The following is a 16,284-nucleotide window of genomic DNA, read 5'->3' as shown; positions in this document are numbered from 1 at the left end:
CGTTCCGTACCCCACGCCGGAACGACCAGACCCGAATCCCCGGAAACGACACCATGCGCCCGCAGCCGCTCGCCGCTTGTCTCGCTCTGGCCGTCCTCCTGCCCCTTGGGGCCGCCGCACAGCCCGCTCCTGCTCCCTCCACGCCTGCCCCGGCCCCGGCTCCCGCTGCGGCGCCTGCGCCTGCCGCGCCCACCGGCAACTTCGACAATGGGCGCGTCCTGGCCTACACGTGCCAGGGCTGCCATGGCATTACCGGCTACAAGAACGCCTATCCCAGTTACCGGGTGCCGAAGATCGGCGGCCAGACCCAGCAGTACCTGGCCCAGGCCCTGACCGAGTACCGCCAGGGCAAGCGCCGGCATCCGACGATGCAGGCGCAGTCGATGAGTTTCAGCGAACAGGAGATCGCCGATCTCTCTGTTTACCTGTCCACCGTCAAGTAAGGCCCGCCCATGTCGAAAGCCGCGCATCCGATGCGTCACGCCATCGCCCTGTCCGTTGCCCTGCTGCTGGCGGCCTGTTCACAGTCGCAGGTGGAAAACAGCGAGACCTCCGCCGCCGACCCGGGTCATGCCAGCGGCGAGCACGGTTCTTCGTCCTCGGCCGGCCTGCCGACCGGCCGCGAGGCCGCCGGCGAAGCCCGCGCCAAGGTGAAGGGCAAGGCCACCAACCAGAGCTGCATCGACTGCCATGGCGCCGACGGCAACGCACCGATCGACCCGACCTACCCCAAGCTGGGTGGGCAGTACGGTGACTACCTGGCACACGCGCTGCAGGCCTACCGCGCCGGTGATCGCCAGCATGCGCTGATGACGCCGCAGGCGAAGGACCTGAGTGATCAGGACATCGCCGATCTGGCGGCGTACTTCGGCAGCCGGCCGAGCCAGCTGCGGGATCTGCACGGGGTCAAATGACGGCCGGCCCCCCAGTGGGGGCGGACCTTGGTCCGCACGGACCGTTGATTGGTGGGTGCGGACCGTTGCTCCGCACAGATCCGGATATCCACGCATGGCGTGGATCTACTGATTCTCCATCCGATCAATCGGCGCACTGCTGGCGCCGACCGATACTCAGCCTTCCAGCTCTTCCCAGCGCGCGTAGGCGGCATCCAGCTCGGCCTGCACCTTGGCCAGCTGCTGGGTGTGCGCCGTCACTTCGGCGCTGCTGCGGGTATAGAACGCCGGATCGTTCATCGCCGAGGTCAGCCCTTCGACGTCGCTTTCCAGCTTCTCGATGGTCTTCGGCAACTGTTCCAGTTCGCGCGCTTCCTTGTAGGCCAGCTTGCGCTTGGGCGCGGCGGGAGTCGCAGCCGCAGCAGCAGCCGGTGCAGCGGCCGCCGGCTTGGCGGCCGTAGCCGCCGCAGGCGTCGCCACGCTGGCCGCATAGCGCTGCCAGTCGCTGTAGCCACCGACGTACTCGCCGATCACGCCGTCGCCTTCCATCACCAGCGTGGAGGTCACCACGTTGTCGATGAAGTCACGGTCGTGGCTGACCAGCAGCAGCGTACCGGTGTACTCGCCCAGCAGCTCTTCCAGCAGCTCCAGGGTTTCCACGTCGAGGTCGTTGGTCGGTTCGTCCATCACCAGCAGGTTGGACGGCTGCGCGAACAGCTTGGCCAGCAGCAGGCGGTTGCGCTCGCCACCGGACAGGCGGGTGATCGGCGCACGCGCGCGCTCGGGGGTGAACATGAAGTCCTGCAGGTAGGCATGCACGTGCTTGCGCTTGCCGTTGAACTCGAGGAAATCGCGGCCTTCGGCCACGTTCTCGATCGCGCTCCAGTCTTCGCGCAGCACCGCGCGGTACTGGTCGAAATAGGCGATCTGCAGGTTGGTGCCGGCGTTGACTTCGCCCTTGGCCGGCTGCAGTTCGCCCAGCAGGAGTTTCAGCAGCGTGGTCTTGCCGCTGCCATTGGGGCCGATCAGGCCGATGCGGTCGCCGCGCATGATGGTGGTGGTGAAGTCGCGGACCATGGTGCGCTCGCCGAAGGCGAACGAAATGTCCTTGACGTCGATGACCTTCTTGCCGGAGCTGATGCCCTGCGCGGCTTCCATCTTGACGTTGCCGCTGAGATCGCGGCGCTGCGAACGCTCCACGCGCATCGCCTTCAGGCGGCGCACGCGGCCCTCGTCGCGGGTGCGGCGCGCCTTGATGCCCTGCCGGATCCAGACTTCTTCCTGCGCCAGCAGCTTGTCGAAGCGCGCGTTTTCCTGCGCCTGCGCATTGAGCCGTTCCTCGCGGCGGCGCTCGTAGTTGGCCCAGTCGCCGGGCCAGCTGGTGACCTGCCCGCGATCGATCTCGACGATGCGGGTGGCCAGTGCACGCAGGAAGCGGCGGTCGTGGGTGACGAACACTACACTGCCACTCCAGCCCTTCAGGAACGCTTCGAGCCAGTCGATGGCTTCGATGTCCAGGTGGTTGGTCGGTTCGTCCAGCAGCAGCACGTCCGGGCTGGAGACCAGCGCACGGGCCAGCAGCACGCGGCGCTTCATGCCGCCGGACAGGCGGCCGAACTCGGCCTCGCCGTCCAGGTCGAGCTTGGTCAGCGTTTCGCTGACGCGCTGGTCCAGGCCCCAGCCGTTGGCGGCGTCGATCTTGGCCTGCACGTTGCCCAGGGCTTCGCCATCGAACACCTCGGCATGGCTGAGGTGGTGGAACTCGGCCAGCCACTGGCCCAGTTCGCCCAGGCCATCGGCAACGACGTCGAACACCGAGCCGGCCGCGCCGTGTGGCACTTCCTGCTCGAGGCGAGTGACGCGCACGCCCTGCTGCACGCGCACTTCGCCGTCATCGGGCTTGTGGTCGCCGGAGAGCAGCTTGAGCAGGGTGGATTTGCCGGCGCCGTTGCGGCCGATCAGGGCGATGCGTTCGCCCGGCTCGATCGACAGTTCGGCCTTTTCCAGCAACAACGGGCCGCCGACGCTGAAGTCGACGTTCTGTAGGGTAATCAGAGGCATCCGGACATTGTACGGGTTGGGGCCCCGGCCGGGTTGCACACCCGGCACCCGCGGTGGTGCCGGCCGCTGGCCGGCAACCTCGACGGCAACGCCAACGCTGGTTTCCTGCTGGACGGCGGGGCCGGTTCCCGTTGCTGCGCAACGGGCTCTGACCCCGTCGTGGAATGCGCGCAGTGTAAGACCGATCCCGGCTACCCCACCTCCCCCAGCAACGCCTGCAACCCCGGCAGCCAGTGCTTGCCCGGGTGGCGTACCAGCCAGAGCGTGCGCTGCAGGGGCGGCAGCGGAGTCTCGAGTACGCGCAAGCGGCCGAGGGCCAGCGGCTCTTCCAGCGCATGGCGCGAGAGACAGGCCAGGCCGAGGCCGGCGATGGCGGCCTGCTTGATCGCTTCGGTGTTGCCCAGCTGCAGGGTCTGCGCGAAGCCGCGCAGGTGCGGCAGCAACGCCTGTTCGACCGCTTCGCGGGTGCCGGAGCCCGGTTCGCGCAGCAGCCAGCGTGCGCGCCGCAGTTCATCCAGCGACCAGCGTGCGCGGGCATCGGCGGCGGCCACGATCACCAGCGGGTCCTGCTGCCAGGCGGTCACCTGCAGGCCACGCTCGTGGCAGGGGCCTTCGATCAGGCCCGCGTCCACATCCAGGCGCTGCACGGCGGCGACCACCCCGGCACTGTTGTCGATGCGCAGGTCGACCTCTGCCTGCGGGGCGTGCCGCAGCAGCTCGGCGATGCGCGGCGGCAGCAGGTAATTGCCGATGGTGGTGCTGGCGGCCAGTACCAGCCGCAGCGGTGCCCCCTGCGACGGGTCGCCACCGGCGGCCAGCTGCCGCTCCAGATCGGCGGCATTGACCAGCAGGCTGCGCGCCGGCTCCAGCAGTGCGCGGCCATGGCCGTTCAGGGCCAGGCGACGACCGATGCGGTCAAACAGCGGAGTACCGAAATGCGCCTCCAGTTCCTGCAGGGCGGCACTGCTGGCCGATTGCGAGAGCGCGATGGCCTGGCCCGCAGCCGTGGTACTGCCGTGATCGGCGATGGCCACGAAGACTTGGAGCTGGCGCAACGTCAGGCGCATGGCCGTTACCTTCTGGACAGGTAGATTTCACTCATATTATTCGTTTTACAGGTCAACGGCTGGGGCGCACGCTTGCCCCATCACTCCAGCCTTGCCCTGCCATGAACGCCCCCGCTCTCTCCTCCTGGTCCCTGCCCGCCCTGCGCCAACGCTGGCAGCCTCGCCTGCCCGGCCTGCTGCTGGTGGGCCTGGTCGCGGCGGCGTCGCTGTACCTGGCCGAGCTTCCCTGGCTCCAGGCGCATGGCCTGAGCGCGCTGACCGTGGCCATCGTCGCAGGCATCGTGGTCGGCAACACCGTCTACCCGCGGTTGGCACCGGGCAGCGCGGCCGGTGTCGGCTTCTCCAAGCACTGGCTGTTGCGCGCCGGCATCGTGCTGTACGGCCTACGCCTGACCTTCCAGGACATCGGCCACGTTGGCTTTGGCGGTGTGCTGATGGACGTGCTGGTGGTCGCCAGCACCTTCGGGCTGGCCTGCTGGCTCGGGATGCGTGTGTTCAGGATGGAGCGCGAGGCCGCCATGCTGATCGGCGCCGGCAGCGCGATCTGCGGCGCGGCGGCGGTGATGGCCGCCGAGCCGGTAGTGCGCGGCCGCGCGGCGCAGGTCACGGTGGCGGTGTCGACGGTGGTGGTGTTCGGCACGCTGGCAATGTTCCTGTACCCGGCGTTGTATGCACTGGTGCAGTCGCACGGCTGGCTGGCGATGGACGCGCAGCAGTACGGCCTGTTCACCGGCGCGACGGTGCATGAAGTGGCACAGGTGGTGGCGGCGGGCCGCGCGGTCAACGAAGCAGCGGCCGACACGGCGGTGATCACCAAGATGGTGCGGGTGATGCTGCTGGCGCCGTTCCTGGTCGCGCTGTCGCTGTGGCTGGCGCGTGGCGGCAAGGCCAGCGCCGACGGCAGCAAAGCGCCCATCGTGGTGCCGTGGTTCGCGTTCGGTTTCGTGGCGGTGGCCGGTCTCAACTCGCTGCATCTGCTGCCGGCCGGCCTGCAGGCCGGGCTGGTGCAGCTGGATACCGTGCTGCTGGCGATGGCGATGGCCGCGCTGGGCCTGACCACCCACGTCTCGGCGCTGCGCCAGGCGGGCCTGAAGCCGCTGCTGCTGGCGCTGATCCTGTTCGCCTGGCTGCTGTTCGGTGGCCTGGCGATCCACCAGGGTGTGCTGGCGGTGCTGGGCTGAGCGGGCGCGTGCCGACCCGGGCCGGCATACCGCCGGAGATCCACGCCATGCGTGGATGCCGCCCCCCACCCCATCAGGCGGGACCGGCCACGCAGGCAGGTACAATGCGCCATGACTGACTTTTCGACCCTGCCGCTGAGCCCGGCCCTGCAGCCCGGCCTGGACGCCCTCGGCTACACCACTCTCACCCCCGTGCAGGCGCAGAGCCTGCCGGCCATCCTGGACGGCCGCGATGTGATCGCGCAGGCGCCGACCGGCAGCGGCAAGACTGCCGCCTTCGGCCTGGGCCTGCTGCAGGCCATCGACCCCAGCGTGATCCGCGTGCAGGCACTGGTCCTGTGCCCCACCCGCGAGCTGGCCGACCAGGTCGGCAAGCAGATCCGCAAGCTGGCCACCGGCATTCCGAATCTGAAGCTGTTGCTGCTGGTCGGTGGCGTGCCGCTGGGCCCGCAGCTGGCCTCGCTGGAAGGCCATGACCCGCACGTGGTGGTCGGCACGCCCGGCCGGGTGCAGGAACTGGCGCGCAAGCGCGCGCTGAATCTGGGCGCGGTGCGCACGCTGGTGCTGGACGAGGCCGATCGCATGCTCGACATGGGCTTCGAGGAGCCCATCCGCGAGATCGCCGGCCGCACCCACAGGGATCGCCAGAGCCTGCTGTTCTCCGCCACCTTCCCCGACAGCATCCGCGCCATGGCCCGTGACCTGCTGCGCGAGGCGGTGGAAGTGACTGTGGAAGGCGCCGACCAGGCCCCCGCCATCCGCCATCTGTTCTGCGAGGTTGAGCCGGCGCACCGCCAGAAGGCGCTGGCCGGCCTGCTGCTGAAGTACGCGCCGGAATCGGCGGTGGTGTTCTGCAACACCCGCAAGGACGTGGACGAAGTGGCCAACTCGCTGCAGCAGTTCGGCTTCTCCGCACTGGCCCTGCACGGTGACATGGAACAGCGCGACCGCGAGGAGGTGCTGCTGCTGCTGGCCAACCGCAGCTGCAACGTGCTGGTGGCCAGCGACGTGGCCGCACGCGGCCTGGACGTGGAAGCGCTGGCCGCAGTGATCAACTACGAACTGCCGACCGACGTGGAGAGCTACCAGCACCGCGTGGGCCGTACCGGCCGTGCCGGTGCCAGCGGCCTGGCGATCAGCCTGGTGGCCGGACGCGAGAAGACCCGCGCCGAAGCGATTGAAGCGCAGATGGGGCAGCCGCTGGACTGGCAGAAGACGCCGCTGGCGACCTCGCGCCCGGCCGAACTGCCGCAGGCCGCGATGCGCACCCTGCGGATCGACGGCGGCAAGACCGACAAGCTGCGCCCGGGTGACATCCTCGGCGCGCTGACCGGCGACGCCGGCCTGTCAGCCAAGTTCATCGGCAAGATCGCGATCTTCCCGACCCGCTCCTATGTGGCGATCGCGCGCGAGCAGGCCAACAAGGCCGTGGCCAGGCTGGAGGCCGGCAAGATCAAGGGCCGTCGCTTCCGCGTGCGGATGATGTGATTGAAGCCGCGTTGCCAACCACGGTTGGCAACGACCGGCTCCCGGCCATTCGCCAGGGTGGATGCCAACCCCGGTTGGCACCCAGCCCCTGATCAGAACACCAGTTCGGTGTGCAGCGGCAGGCCCGCTTCCCAGCGCGCGCGGCCACCCAGGCCGTCCAGCTCGACCAGCACGCCGGCACCGACCACATCCACACCCAGGCGGCGCACCAGCGACAGTGCGGCGACCAGCGTACCGCCGGTGGCCAGCACATCGTCGATGATCGCCACGCGCGCGCCGGCCGGCAGCGCATCGGCATGCACCTCGATGCAGTCGCTGCGGTATTCGAGCGTGTATTCCTCGCGCAGCACCTGGCCGGGCAGCTTGCCCGGCTTGCGCACCGGCACGAAGCCCACCCCCAGTTCCAGCGCCATCGCGGCGCCGAGGATGAAACCGCGCGATTCGATGCCCACCACGGCATCCAGCTTCTGATCGCGCCAGCGATCGGCCATCGCAGTGATCGCGCCGCGGAAATCCTCGCCGTGGGCGAGCAGCGGCATGATGTCCTTGAACAGGATGCCGGGCTTGGGGAAGTCGGCGATGTCGCGCAGGCGGGAGGACCAGGCGGAGACGGCCATGGTGGCGTCGGTCATTGCAGCTACCAGCGTGTATGGCGGCATAGGGTAACCGGTTCGCTCGCGCGCTGCCCGTTCCCGGTACCTGCGCGCCAATGCGTTCCATCAATGGCCACGCGCCGTCACGCCAAAATCGCACACGCGTGCGATAATCGCCCTAACCGGTCATTCACCCAGCCTGCGCCATAAGCGGGCCGACGCCTGCCCGCCTTCATCGGCCCGCAGCCGCCCGGGATGCCGATGGTCCCCGCCACGCTCTGCGCGCGCGGGCCTTTCCCCGCCTGCGCGCGGGTTACTGCAATGAGGTTCATGCAACGTGGACGAGACGACGAAGGTTCCGGCCCTGTGCCGTGTGCTGGTGGTCCTGCTCGGCATCCTGGTGACGCTGTTCGGCCTGGCTCTGCTGGTCGGCGGGGTTCGCCTGGTACAGCTGGGGGGCAGTTGGTATTTCCTGCTGATGGGCGCGGTGTCGGCGGTGGCCGGCCTGCTGCTGGTGCTACGCCGGCCGAGCGGTGTGCTGCTGTATGGCCTGGCCTTCCTGGCCACGCTGCCGTGGGCACTGGTCGATGCGGGCTGGAATTTCTGGCCGCTGGTATCGCGGCTGGTGATGCCGGCGGTGCTGGCCCTTCTGGTCGCGCTGGCGTGGCCGGTGCTGCGTCGCAGCCGCGGCCAGGTGGCCGGCCGCGGCGCCTATGGCGTTGCCGCCGTGCTGCTCGTCGGCCTGCTGGGCACGGCGCTGTCGGCGTTCCAACCCCGACCGCTGCAGACTGCGCAGGGTGCGACGCCGCCGGTGGTACCGGTGGCCAAGGGTGCCGAGCAGCGCGACTGGATGCACTGGGGCAACACCACGGCAGGTACCCGCTTTGCCGCGCTGGACCAGATCACCCCGGCCAATGTGAAGGAGCTGCAGGTCGCCTGGACCGCGCGCACCGGTGACGTGCCGGAAAGCAACGGCTTCGGCGCCGAAGACCAGAACACGCCGCTGCAGATCGGCGACACCCTGTACCTGTGCACCCCGCACAACCAGGTGATCGCCATCGATGCCGACTCCGGCAAGCAGCGCTGGGCCTTCGACCCCAAGGCCACTGCACCGAACTGGCAGCGCTGCCGCGGCCTGGGCTATTTCGATGCGACCACCGCGCCAGCCGTTGCCGCGACCCCGGCATCGCTGCCGGCTCCTGCCACGACCGGCACCGGCGCGGCGCTGTGCGAACAGCGCATCCTGATGACCTCCATCGATGCGCGCCTGTTCGCGCTGGATGCGAAGACCGGTGCGCTGTGCCCGGACTTCGGCAGCAACGGCGTGGTTGACCTGAAGACCGGCATGGGCGAGATCAAGCCGGGCTTCTACACATTGACCGCTGCGCCGCTGGTCGCCGGCGAGCTGATCGTGGTCGGCGGCCGGGTGGCTGACAACATTGAAGTGGGCGAGCCGTCCGGTGTGGTGCGTGCCTACAACGTGCGCAGCGGCGCGCTGGCCTGGGTCTGGGATCTGTCGCGGGAAACCCCGGACGTGCCGCTGGATCCGTCCATCCACTACACGCGCGCCACGCCCAACGTATGGACCTCGATGGCCTACGACCCGCAACTGGGCCTGGTCTACCTGCCCACCGGCAATACCACCCCGGACCAGTGGGCGGGCGAGCGCACGCCGCAGGATGACAAGTACAGCTCGGCCGTGGTCGCGCTGGACGTGGCCACCGGCAAGGAGCGCTGGGTCTATCAGACCGTCCACCACGACCTGTGGGACTACGATCTGCCCGCACAGCCGACCCTAGTCGACGTGCCCGACGGCAAGGGCGGCACGTTGCCGGCACTGCTGCAGGTCACCAAGGCGGGCCAGATCTTCATGCTCAACCGGCAGACGGGCGTACCGATCAGCGAAGTACGCGACATTCCGGCGCCGCAGGGCAACGCCGAAGGCGAGCGCTACGCCGCCACCCAGCCGCTGTCGGTTGGCCTGCCGCAGATCGGCGCCGAAACGCTGACCGAGTCGGACATGTGGGGGGCTACCCCGATCGACCAGATGCTGTGCCGCATCCAGTTCAAGCAGTTCCGCTACGACGGCATGTACACGCCGCCGGGCGAGGATCTGGCGCTGCAGTGGCCGGGCTCGCTGGGAGGCATGAACTGGGGCAGCGCTTCGGTCGACCCGACCACGGGCTACCTGTTCGTCAACGACATGCGCCTGGGCCTGTGGACCCGGCTGATCCCCCGCGCGCAGATGACCAGCGGTGCCGGCGGCGTGGAAATGGGCGCGGCCTCGCAGACCGGTACGCCGTACGGCTCGCTGCGCGACCGCTTCCTGTCCAAGCTGGGCATTCCCTGCCAGAAGCCGCCGTTCGGCACGATGTCGGCGATCAACCTGGCTACCCGGCAGCTGGTCTGGCAGGTGCCGGTGGGCACGGTGAAGGACACCGGGCCGATGGGCATCAAGATGCGCCTGCCGATCCCGATCGGCATGCCGACGCTGGGCGGGTCGCTGGCTACGCAGTCGGGCCTGCTGTTCTTCGCCGGCACCCAGGACTACTACCTGCGCGCCTTCGACAGCCGAACCGGCGAAGAAGTGTGGAAGGCGCGCATGCCTGTGGGCAGCCAGGGCACACCGATGACCTACGTCTCGCCGAAGACGGGCCGCCAGTACGTGGTGATTTCCGCCGGCGGCGCGCGCCAGTCGCCAGACCGTGGCGACTACGTGATCGCCTACGCGCTGCCGAAGCGCACGTAGCCCGTGCCATGGGGCGCGGCCTGCCTGGCCGCGCCCCGTGGGTACCGGTTGCGGGTTCCAGCGCTTACCATTCAAGGTCGAACCTGATGAAAGCTGCTGCCATGCCTGCCGTTCCTCCCAGCCGTAGCACCAAGCGCCCCCCTGCGCCACCGCGGGATCGCGGCCTGGCCCATGAGCTGATGCAGCAGATCCAGGAAAACCAGGGGGACCCGGATTTCATGACCTCGCTCGGCCGCGGCCTGGCCGTGCTGAGCGTTTTCTCGCAGCATCCGCGCGAAGTCACCATGTCGCAGATCAGCAGTGACACCGGCATCTCGCGCGCAGCGGTGCGACGCGTCCTGTACACGCTGGAAAAGCTCGGCTATGTGGGTGAGCAGGGACGTGGCTACGTGCTGCTGCCGCGTGTGCTGGGCATGGGGGGCGCCTACGTTGCGTCGTCCTCGATGACCGCTGCGGCGCAGCCGGTACTCGATGCGCTGCGCGATGACGTGCACGAATCGTGCTCGCTGGGCGTGCTCGATGGCGATGACATCCTGTATGTCGCCCGCGCGGAGACAGTGCGCATCATGTCCATCGGCCTGCGTGCGGGCAGCCGCCTGCCCGCGTATTGCACTTCGATGGGCCGGGTGCTGCTGGCCGCACTGCCGCGCGACACGCTCGAGGGCTACCTGGAGCGCACTCCCTTGCGGCCGCGCACCGAACGCACGGTCACGCGCACGGAGGACTTCCTCGACCTGCTGGAGAAGGTGCGACGCGAAGGCGTTTCGCTGGTCGACCAGGAACTGGAGATCGGCCTGCGCTCGATCGCGGTACCGGTGCGTTCGCGCAGCGGCGAAGTGGTCGCCGCGCTGAACATCGGCACCCAGGCCGGCCGCATTGGCCTGGGCGTGATGCAGACCCAGCTGCTGCCCCGCCTGCGCGAAGCCGCGCAACGCCTCGGCACGCTGTTGAATTGAACTGCACTGAATCTGGTAGTGCCGGCCGTCGGCCGGCCTTGCCGATGTGCAGGAGGTTGCCGGCCAGCGGCCGGCACTACCGTTCCGAAGCCTGCTCTTCCAGGATCGGCCTGGCCAGCGCGAAGGCGTGGTTGGCCGCAGGCACACCGCAGTAGATCGCAGCCTGCAGCAGCGCTTCCTTGATCTGCTCCGGCGTCACGCCGTTGTTGCGGGCCGCGCGGATGTGCAGCTTGAACTCCTCGTCATGGCCCAGCGCCACCATCATCACGATGGTCAGCAACGAGCGCGTGTGCCGCGGCAGGCCCTCGCGCGTCCATACCGTGCCCCATGCGGTGCGGGTGATGAATTCCTGGAATTCGGCGGTGAAGTCGGTGCGGGCTTCCAGCGAGCGCTCCACATGGGCCTCGCCCAGCACCTGGCGGCGTACCGCAAGGCCAGCTTCGTAACGTTCCTGTTCGTCCATCGGGGTCTACCTGTTGTGCGAAGGTCAGTGCTGCACGGAAAGATGCGCGGCCAGTGCATCGGTGAAGGCCCGCGGCGATTCCACGTTGCAGAGGTGGCGGCCAGGCACCTGCGCATAGTGGCCATGGGCCACGCCGTGGGCGATCGCCTGCAGCTCGGCGGGGACGCACACCGGATCCTCGTCGCCGGCAATGGCCAGCAGCGGCACGCTGATGCGCCCCAGCGCCTCCCGGAAGTCGGCCGTGCCGACCGCGTTGCAGCAGCCCACATAGCCGGCAACGCGGGTAGCGAGGAAGCGCTGCAGAATGTCTTCAACCTGGCTGGCGTGGGTCTGTGCAAAGGCAGCCGTGAACCAACGCTCGCGGGTGCCATCGACCAGCGGCAGCAGTCCATCGTGCTGGACCTGGACGATACGGGCCTGCCAGCCGTCCAGCGTGCCGATCTTCGCCGCGGTGGCCGCCACGGTGAGCGTGCGCAGCCGGTTGCCGGCGTGCACGCCCAGCCACTGCCCGGTCAGGCCACCGATCGACAGCCCGCAGAAGTGGCTGCGCTCGATGCCCAGGTGATCCCACAGGGCCAGCACGTCCGCGCCCAGTTCGGCCACCGTGTACAGGCCCGGCGGTGCACTGGACTGGCCGTGGCCGCGGCGGTCGTAGCGCAGGATGCGGTAGTGGGCGGCCAATGCCTCGACCTGCGGCTGCCACATGCCCAGGTCGGTGCCCAGCGAATTGCAGAACGTCAGCCATGGCCCGTCGGCTCGGCCTTCGGTCCGGTAGTGCAGGCGATGCTGGGGGAGATCGAGGAAGGGCATGCGTGCTCCAGCGGTCAACGTGACAATCAGCCGCGCGCGAGCACGCGGTCGATCCAGGTATCGGCCATGCCACGCCAGCTGTCGGCAGCGAACAGGGCATCCAGTTGCGCAGCAGACAGCTGCGCGGACACGTCCGGCATCTGCCCCAGCACCTCGCGCAGATGCTGCGATTGTGCCAGCGCCTGCTTGGCCGCGCGTTCCACCAGGGCGTGCGCGGCCTGCTTGCCGATGCGCTCGCCCAGGGTGACCGCCACCGCCTCGGCATAGAGCAGTCCGCCATGGCTGTCCAAGTGCTGGCGCATGCGCACGCGGTCCAGCTGCAGGCCCTGTACCACCACAGACACCTGGGCCAGGCTGCCGGCACACAGCCGCACGATTTCCGGCACGGTGTCCCACTCCGCGTGCCATTGCCCCGCCGCGCGCTCATGCGGCTGTGGCATCGCGCTGAACAGCGTGGACAGCAGGCCCGGCACACGCGTGGCGGCGGCGATGGCCGCCACGCAGCTGACAGGATTGCGCTTGTGCGGCATCGCCGACGATCCGCCCTTGCCCTCGCCCGCCGGCTCAAACGCTTCAGCCACCTCGGACTGCATCAGCAGCACGATGTCGGTGGCGATCTTGCCGAGGCTGCCGGCCAGCAGCGCGAACACGCTGCCGAGCTCGGCCATGCGATCGCGCGAGGTGTGCCAGGGCAGCGCCGGCAGCGGCAACTGCAGCTTATCGGCCAGCGCTTCGGCCACGTCCAGTCCTCGTGATTGCAGCGAGGCCAGCGTGCCGGCTGCACCGCCGAACTGCAGCACCAGGGTATCGTCGGCAAGTCCCTCCAGGCGACGCTGGCTGCGTTGCAGGGCATCCAGCCAACCCGCCGCCTTCAGCCCGAACGTCACCGGCACCGCCTGCTGCAGCAGCGTACGCCCGGGCAGCCCGGTACCGCGCTCGGCCTGGGCCAGCCGCGCCAGCGCGGTGCACAGGACCTGCAGGCGCGCCCGCACGTGGCCGACGGCCGCGCGCAGCTGCAGCATCGCGCCGGTATCGATGATGTCCTGGCTGGTGGCGCCCCAGTGCACCCAGCGCGCGGCTTCGGCGTCGCGCGCCGCGACCTGCGCGGTGAGCGCCTTCACCAGGGGAATGGCCGGGTTGCCGGCCAGGGCTGTCGCTGCCGACAGCGCCGGCAGCGGGTACAGGTCCGCGCTGCAGGCTGCTTCGATCGGGGCGAGCGCCGCAGCGGGAATCACCCCGCATCGCACCTGCGCACGGGCCAGCGCGCGTTCAACATCCAGCATCGCCTGCAGGCGCGCCTCGTCGGTGAACGCAGCGTCGACGGCGGGGTCGCCGAACAGACCGCCCAGCAGCGTTGGGGAGTGACTCATCGGTGCAGTCCATCATGGGTGGCCACAGCTTACCCGCGCCCGCCGAACGCGGGCGTGGAGTGGGCCGGAAGGCGCGTCGAGGGCGCCGTGATCAATAGGAAAAGAACACCGTCTCGTGCGGGCCCTGCATGTGCACGTCCCAGCGGTACAGGCCGCCGCCCTGCGCCTGCGCGACCAGGGTGTGGCGGCGCTCTGCAGGCACCAGCGCCAGGATGCCGTCCTCGCCGTTGCTGGCCTCGTCACTGAAGTAGATACGGCCACGGGCGGCCTGCAGCAGGCCGCGCATGAACACCAGCACGATCAGATGCGGCGCCTGCGGCGCGCCGTGCAGGCCCGGCACGCGCCCCGGCTTGACGGTACTGAAGGCGAAGCGGCCCTGCTCGTCGGTGGGCACCCGGCCCCAGCCATCGAACGCCGGGTCGTGGTCGTCACTACGCGGGTCCTCGGGATGGGCATAGATGCCCTGCGCATCCGCCTGCCAGATTTCCAGTACTGCATCGGACACGGGCACGCCATTGCCATCGAACACCTGGCCCTGCACTTCCACGCGCTCACCGCGCGCGGCAGCCGGGGCGATGTCGGTGCGGTACAGCGGCTCCAGGCCCAGGCGGTAGTACGGGCCCACGGTCTGCCACGGAGTGGATTGGAAACTCATGGTCTTACTCCCAGACGGTCATCTTGCGACCGCGCAACACGATGTCGAAGCGGTAGCCCAGCGCGAATTCGTTGGCGGTGTTTTCCCAATCGAACGAGGACACCATGCGCTCGCGCGCATTGGCATCGTCCACGCAGTTGTAGATCGGATCGAACGCCAGCAACGGGTCGTTGGGGAAATACATCTGCGTGACCAGGCGCTGGCCGATGCCATCGCCATGCAGGGAGAAATGGATGTGCGCCGGCCGCCAGGCGTTGTAGTGGTTGCGCCACGGGTACGCACCCGGCTTGATGGTGGTGAACCGGTAGCGGCCTTCGCTGTCGGTCAGGACCTGGCCGGTACCCTTGAAGTTCGGGTCCAGCGGCGCGTCATGCTGGTCGCCCTTGTGCAGGTAGCGGCCGGCGGCGTTGCACTGCCACACCTCGACCACGGTATTGCGCACTGGACGGCCGTTCTCGTCCAGCACGCGGCCACTGACGATGATGCGTTCGCCCTGGGGCTGGCCGGCGAAGCCTGCGGTCAGGTCGGCGGCATGCGCCCCGAGGGTGATCCGGTCCAGGCGCGGGCCGGTCACTTCCGAGAGCGTCACCGGGATGGCGATCGGGTCGGTGCCCGGCCCGCGCAGCGCAGTAGAGGCATAGGGCAGATGGATGCGCGGCGGCTGGCTGCCGGGATACGGCTTGCGGTAGCCGCGCAGTTCGGTGGGATCGCTCATGGCGTGCTCCTGTTGGCGAGCGGCCCGCAGGCCGCAGCTGTCGTGCAGATTACGGGGTCGCGGGGTGACTCACACGCGTTCAAGGGCCAGGGCCACGCCCTGCCCCACGCCAATGCACATCGTGGCCAGGCCGCGCCGTCCACCGCTGGATTCCAGCTGGCGCAGCAGGGTCAGCGCCAGGCGCGCACCGCTCATGCCCAGCGGATGACCCAGGGCGATGGCACCGCCATTGGGGTTCACGTGCGCGGCATCATCGGCCAGGCCCAGCTCGCGCATGCAGGCAAGGCCCTGCGAGGCAAATGCTTCGTTCAGTTCGATGGCATCGAAATCGGTGATGGACAGGCCCAGGCGGGCCATCAGCTTGCGGCTGGCCGGCACCGGGCCCATGCCCATGATGGCCGGCTCCACGCCGGCGCTGGCAAAGCCGAGGACGCGTGCGCGCGGGGACAGGCCCAGCGCCTTCACCTGCGCACCGGACGCCAGCAGCAGTGCGGCGGCGCCGTCGTTGATGCCCGAAGCGTTGCCGGCGGTGACCGTGCCCGGCTGACGGAACAGCGGTTTAAGCCTGGCCAGCGCTTCCATCGTGGTATCGCCGCGCGGGTGCTCATCGCGGTCGACGGTCACGGTTTCGCCGCGCTTGCGCCCCGGCACGTCCACCGCCACGATCTCGCCGTCGAAGAAGCCTCGCGCCTGCGCGGCCGCTGTCCGCTGCTGGCTCCGCAGGGCGAACGCATCCTGGTCCTCGCGGCTGATGCCCTGCCGCTCGGCCACGTTCTCGGCGGTCTGGCCCATAGTCTCCACGCCATGCAGTTCGCGCAGGCGCGGATTGATGAAACGCCAGCCCATGGTGGTGTCTTCCATCTGCTGGTCACGGGCGAATGGGGAGGTCGCCTTGCCCATCACGAACGGCGCGCGCGACATTGATTCGACACCGCCAGCGATGGCCAGGCCGAGTTCGCCTGCGGCGATGCCACGGGCCACGGTGCCGATCGCATCCAGCCCCGAACCGCACAGCCGGTTGACCGTGCTGCCCGGTACCGTCACCGGCAGGCCGGCCAGCAGCAGGCTCATGCGGGCGACGTTGCGATTGTCTTCACCGGCCTGGTTGGCGCAGCCCAGATAGACATCCTCGACCAGCGCCGGGTCCAGCTGCGGATGGCGTGCCAGCAGTGCCTTCAGCGCCATCGCCGCGAGGTCGTCGGCACGCACGCCGGACAGCGCGCCGCCGTAACGACCGATCGGGGTGCGGATGCCATCAACGATGTAGGTTTCGTGCAGGCTCA

Annotated in this window: 15 protein-coding genes; 6 read left to right on the top strand and 9 right to left on the bottom strand. The window is 69.1% G+C overall.

The features are described 5' to 3' along the window. The first annotated feature begins 53 nt into the window (after positions 1–53). Positions 54–443 (top strand): c-type cytochrome, encoded by a 390-nt coding sequence (locus NSQ78_RS09575; RefSeq protein WP_049464464.1) that lies wholly within the window; start codon positions 54–56, stop codon positions 441–443. A 9-nt stretch (positions 444–452) separates the two neighbouring features. Beyond that, positions 453–914: a cytochrome c gene (locus tag NSQ78_RS09570; RefSeq protein WP_049464462.1), complete on the top strand. Its 462-nt coding sequence runs from the start codon at positions 453–455 to the stop codon at positions 912–914. 156 nt (positions 915–1,070) lie between these two features. Here the strand turns inward: NSQ78_RS09570 and NSQ78_RS09565 are convergent, their stop codons facing one another. Both NSQ78_RS09565 and NSQ78_RS09560 read right to left on the bottom strand, forming a co-directional pair. Beyond that, a complete protein-coding gene (locus NSQ78_RS09565; RefSeq protein WP_064238276.1) occupies positions 1,071–2,954 on the bottom strand; it encodes an ATP-binding cassette domain-containing protein in 1,884 nt (627 codons plus the stop codon). A 191-nt stretch (positions 2,955–3,145) separates the two neighbouring features. Next, positions 3,146–4,021: a LysR family transcriptional regulator gene (locus NSQ78_RS09560; protein WP_049464458.1), complete on the bottom strand. Its 876-nt coding sequence runs from the start codon at positions 4,019–4,021 to the stop codon at positions 3,146–3,148. A gap of 101 nt (positions 4,022–4,122) precedes the next feature. Here NSQ78_RS09560 and NSQ78_RS09555 point away from each other — a divergent pair, with 101 nt between their 5' ends. Next, on the top strand, positions 4,123–5,202 hold the full coding sequence (locus NSQ78_RS09555; protein ID WP_064238274.1) for a YeiH family protein: 1,080 nt from the start codon (positions 4,123–4,125) through the stop codon (positions 5,200–5,202). Between the two features lie 111 nt (positions 5,203–5,313). After that, positions 5,314–6,690, top strand: a complete 1,377-nt coding sequence (gene dbpA / locus NSQ78_RS09550; RefSeq protein WP_064238272.1) for an ATP-dependent RNA helicase DbpA — start codon at positions 5,314–5,316, stop codon at positions 6,688–6,690. Between the two features lie 92 nt (positions 6,691–6,782). On the opposite strand, the gene NSQ78_RS09545 is transcribed toward dbpA, so the two are convergent. Beyond that, complete coding sequence (locus NSQ78_RS09545; RefSeq protein ID WP_049464452.1) at positions 6,783–7,322, bottom strand: adenine phosphoribosyltransferase; 540 nt, start codon at positions 7,320–7,322, stop codon at positions 6,783–6,785. Between the two features lie 298 nt (positions 7,323–7,620). On the opposite strand from NSQ78_RS09545, the gene NSQ78_RS09540 reads away from it, so the two are divergent. After that, complete coding sequence (locus NSQ78_RS09540) at positions 7,621–10,032, top strand: membrane-bound PQQ-dependent dehydrogenase, glucose/quinate/shikimate family (RefSeq protein WP_064238270.1); 2,412 nt, start codon at positions 7,621–7,623, stop codon at positions 10,030–10,032. A gap of 101 nt (positions 10,033–10,133) precedes the next feature. Next, on the top strand, positions 10,134–10,988 hold the full coding sequence (locus tag NSQ78_RS09535; RefSeq protein WP_064238267.1) for an IclR family transcriptional regulator C-terminal domain-containing protein: 855 nt from the start codon (positions 10,134–10,136) through the stop codon (positions 10,986–10,988). Positions 10,989–11,064: 76 nt separating this feature from the next. Here the strand turns inward: NSQ78_RS09535 and pcaC are convergent, their stop codons facing one another. From pcaC to pcaF, 6 genes are all read right to left on the bottom strand, one after another. Further along, complete coding sequence (gene pcaC / locus NSQ78_RS09530) at positions 11,065–11,451, bottom strand: 4-carboxymuconolactone decarboxylase (RefSeq protein WP_049464447.1); 387 nt, start codon at positions 11,449–11,451, stop codon at positions 11,065–11,067. 24 nt (positions 11,452–11,475) lie between these two features. Continuing rightward, positions 11,476–12,261, bottom strand: coding sequence for a 3-oxoadipate enol-lactonase (pcaD, locus tag NSQ78_RS09525; RefSeq protein WP_064238265.1), 786 nt, complete (start codon positions 12,259–12,261; stop codon positions 11,476–11,478). 26 nt (positions 12,262–12,287) lie between these two features. Then, positions 12,288–13,631, bottom strand: coding sequence for a 3-carboxy-cis,cis-muconate cycloisomerase (locus NSQ78_RS09520; RefSeq protein ID WP_064238263.1), 1,344 nt, complete (start codon positions 13,629–13,631; stop codon positions 12,288–12,290). 91 nt (positions 13,632–13,722) lie between these two features. Next, on the bottom strand, positions 13,723–14,286 hold the full coding sequence (gene pcaG / locus NSQ78_RS09515; RefSeq protein WP_064238261.1) for a protocatechuate 3,4-dioxygenase subunit alpha: 564 nt from the start codon (positions 14,284–14,286) through the stop codon (positions 13,723–13,725). A gap of 4 nt (positions 14,287–14,290) precedes the next feature. Beyond that, positions 14,291–15,001, bottom strand: coding sequence for a protocatechuate 3,4-dioxygenase subunit beta (gene pcaH / locus NSQ78_RS09510; protein ID WP_049464439.1), 711 nt, complete (start codon positions 14,999–15,001; stop codon positions 14,291–14,293). 69 nt (positions 15,002–15,070) lie between these two features. Then, a complete protein-coding gene (gene pcaF, locus NSQ78_RS09505) occupies positions 15,071–16,279 on the bottom strand; it encodes a 3-oxoadipyl-CoA thiolase (protein WP_064239640.1) in 1,209 nt (402 codons plus the stop codon). Positions 16,280–16,284 lie beyond the last annotated feature (5 nt).

The organism is Stenotrophomonas sp. FSL W7-1447 (assembly GCF_037966425.1).
Lineage (GTDB): Bacteria > Pseudomonadota > Gammaproteobacteria > Xanthomonadales > Xanthomonadaceae > Stenotrophomonas > Stenotrophomonas pavanii.
The sequence above is the reverse complement of the archived record's forward strand: the minus strand, read 5'-3'. Positions and strand labels throughout refer to the sequence as shown.